Below are 2,954 nucleotides of genomic sequence, written 5' to 3' on the forward strand. Positions count from 1 at the left end.
CTTTAGTCGCGAGCTGATGAAACGCCTTGAATTAAAAGGTGTAGAATTTGCCGAAGTTACCCTGCACGTGGGTTTAGGTACCTTTCGCCCGGTTGAGGTGGAGGACCTTACCAAGCACAAGATGGACTCTGAGCAGTTTATCATCGAAGACAAACAAGCCAGGATAGTAAACCGTGGCATCGAACGTAAAAAACGCATTTGCGCGGTTGGTACAACCTCTATGCGTGCTGTTGAATCGGCAGTATCGGCAGGTAAAATACTAAAACCGGCAAACGACTGGACCAGCAAGTTCATTTTTCCGCCGTATGAGTTTAGTATTGCTAACACCATGATCACCAACTTCCACACGCCAGAATCAACCCTGTTGATGATGGTTGCAGCATTTGGTGGTTACGACCATGTAATGAACGCTTACGAAGTAGCGGTAAAAGAAAAATACCGTTTTTACAGCTATGGCGACGCGATGCTGATTATTTAAGCTTCGCTTGATTTGAGATATTAGATTTGAGATATGAGACAGAAGTCCATATCTCATTTTTGTTTTATAGCTTTGGTTTATCAATAACAGAAAATGCCCGGTCTCAAATCTAAAATCTCAAATCTCAGATCTACCTATGCAGTTATCGTTGCAGGTGGTTCGGGTAGCAGGATGCAGTCGGCGCTGCCCAAACAGTTTATCGAACTTTGTGGCGAGCCGGTGCTGATGCACACCATCAGGGCGTTTTACGAGAGCCGGTCATCCCCCCAGATCATATTGGTTTTACATGCGGGGTATCACCAGATGTGGGAATCGCTTTGCGGCAAACATAACTTCATTATTCCTCATACAATAATTGCAGGTGGCGAAACCCGTTTCCATTCGGTTAAGAACGCGGTTGACCAAATTACAGGCAATAATGTATTAATTGCTGTACACGACGCCGTGCGGCCACTTGTAAGCCATGATATCATTGATGAGGCTTACCGATGCGCCGCAGAACATGGCAGCGCCGTAACTGCCGTTAAAAGCCGCGACTCGGTAAGGCAGGTAAAGGATGGAATATCGGCAGGCGTAGATCGCGACAGCATATACCTGGTGCAAACGCCGCAAACGTTTCAATCGGTATTGCTGAAAAAGGCTTATGAGCAACCATACTGCGATAGTTTTACAGATGATGCCTCGGTAGTGGAAAAAAGCGGCATCACCATCAGGCTGATAGAAGGCAGCTATAGCAATATCAAGATCACCTTCCCCGAAGATATAGCCATTGCCGACTCGCTTATAAACAAAAAAGCCACCATCCGTTAGTTAATGCGGATGATGGCTATAAGTATTTGGATTTATCAGGCCCTTCTTATTACGCCAAGTAATAAAGCAATAATTGCTATTACCAATAAAACGTGAATAATGTTACCGCCAAACGGTGTAACAAATGCTCCGAAAATCCATGCTATTACCAAAATAACAGCAATAAGGTACAGTAAGCCTCTCATAATTTTGTGTGTTTAGTTAATATTTTAAAGTGATGTTAAATAATAAACCACCATGGCTATAAAAAGTTTTGAGCATAAAAAAATCCCGGTTAAACCGGGATTTTTTATTTATTGATAAATAGTGCTTATCAGGCTCTTCTTATTACGCCAAGTAATAAAGCAATAACTGCTATTACCAATAAAACGTGAATAATGTTACCGCCAAACGGTGTAACAAAAGCTCCGAAAATCCAAGCTATTACTAAAATAACAGCGATCAGGTACAATAGGCCTCTCATAATGTTGAATGTTTTTATGTTTAAGTAAATGTTATAAACCTGCTTATGCCAAAATCATTCCAAAAAGGGGTTATACAAGAAAAGCCCTGCATGCAGGGCTTCTGAATAAATAACCAAAGCGGGTATTAATACTCGTCTTCGTTAAAAAAGAAATCGTCTTTGGTGGGGTAATCCGGCCAAATCTCCTCTATATTTTCATACGGTTCACCATCATCTTCAAGTGCCTGCAGGTTCTCTATAACCTCTACCGGCGCGCCCGAACGTATGGCGTAATCGATCAATTCATCTTTAGTTGCTGGCCAGGGCGCATCTTCAAGGTGCGATGCTAATTCAAGTGTCCAATACATGTTTTTATATTAAATTGGTAAATTTTACTTTTTCGCAAAAGTATAATATTTTTAAATTGATTATCAATATTTTTTTGTAATATTTTTATTTCCTTGGTATCCATTGATTTTCAGGCACTTTATCGCTGTACCCTATCATCCTTGCCAGGGTGAACAGGTAATCGCTCAACCTGTTCAGATAAATATTCACTTTTTCGTCAACGGTACTCTCTTCGGCAAGGTGCACACTTAACCTTTCGGCACGGCGGCACACGCAACGGGCTACGTGGCAGTATGATATTGCATTGCTACCCCCCGGCAAAATAAAGTGCCTAAGCTCGGGCAATGTTTCGTTCATCCTGTCCATTTCCTTTTCCAGCAGTTCGATATCCTCAGGGTACAGATCTGGTATCACCATTTTAGATTTTTCGGGGTCGGCCGCCAGCGACGAGCCGATGGTGAACAGCCTGTCCTGAATCTGTTTAAGCATATCCTTATCATTGGCGCTAATGTCCTGATCGCGGATAAGGCCGATGTATGAGTTCAGTTCATCAACCGTTCCGTAACTTTCTATACGCAGGTGGTGCTTGGGCACACGTGTACCGCCAATTAACGATGTATAGCCCTTATCCCCTGTTTTGGTATATATTTTCATAAGAATTGCAGCAATTTAAACGTTTAGTTGGAGTTAACCACAAAGGGCACAAAGATTTTTCCACAAAGTACACCAGGGATCCGGCTTCGTGGCCTTTGTGCTTTCGTTAGCGCCCTTTGTGGTTAAATTAAACATTATGCAATTTTAAACTTAAACTTGCATATCGTGTTTGTTCAAATATATTATTTAGAAACTATGAAACCCATTATATCATCGGCCAGG

Annotated in this window: 6 protein-coding genes; 2 read left to right on the top strand and 4 right to left on the bottom strand. The window is 42.0% G+C overall.

From position 1 onward, the window contains the following. Positions 1-478, top strand: a 478-nt coding sequence (locus tag EWM62_RS19100) for an S-adenosylmethionine:tRNA ribosyltransferase-isomerase (protein ID WP_162499883.1), incomplete at its 5' end; no start/stop codon positions are given. A gap of 93 nt (positions 479-571) precedes the next feature. Beyond that, entirely contained in the window at positions 572-1,288 is a 717-nt protein-coding gene (locus tag EWM62_RS19105; protein ID WP_129878110.1) for a 2-C-methyl-D-erythritol 4-phosphate cytidylyltransferase, read from the top strand. Between the two features lie 35 nt (positions 1,289-1,323). Here EWM62_RS19105 and EWM62_RS19110 read toward each other — a convergent pair whose 3' ends face one another. The 4 genes from EWM62_RS19110 to EWM62_RS19125 all read right to left on the bottom strand — a co-directional run bounded on the left by EWM62_RS19110 (position 1,324) and on the right by EWM62_RS19125 (position 2,732). After that, positions 1,324-1,473: a lmo0937 family membrane protein gene (locus tag EWM62_RS19110; protein ID WP_129878278.1), complete on the bottom strand. Its 150-nt coding sequence runs from the start codon at positions 1,471-1,473 to the stop codon at positions 1,324-1,326. Positions 1,474-1,601: 128 nt separating this feature from the next. Continuing rightward, positions 1,602-1,751, bottom strand: a complete 150-nt coding sequence (locus EWM62_RS19115; protein WP_129878279.1) for a lmo0937 family membrane protein — start codon at positions 1,749-1,751, stop codon at positions 1,602-1,604. A 125-nt stretch (positions 1,752-1,876) separates the two neighbouring features. Continuing rightward, positions 1,877-2,098, bottom strand: coding sequence for a DUF2795 domain-containing protein (locus EWM62_RS19120; protein WP_002996718.1), 222 nt, complete (start codon positions 2,096-2,098; stop codon positions 1,877-1,879). An 85-nt stretch (positions 2,099-2,183) separates the two neighbouring features. Next, on the bottom strand, positions 2,184-2,732 hold the full coding sequence (locus tag EWM62_RS19125) for a cob(I)yrinic acid a,c-diamide adenosyltransferase (RefSeq protein ID WP_129878267.1): 549 nt from the start codon (positions 2,730-2,732) through the stop codon (positions 2,184-2,186). Positions 2,733-2,954 lie beyond the last annotated feature (222 nt).

Source organism: Mucilaginibacter terrigena (assembly GCF_004168255.1).
Taxonomy (GTDB): domain Bacteria; phylum Bacteroidota; class Bacteroidia; order Sphingobacteriales; family Sphingobacteriaceae; genus Mucilaginibacter; species Mucilaginibacter terrigena.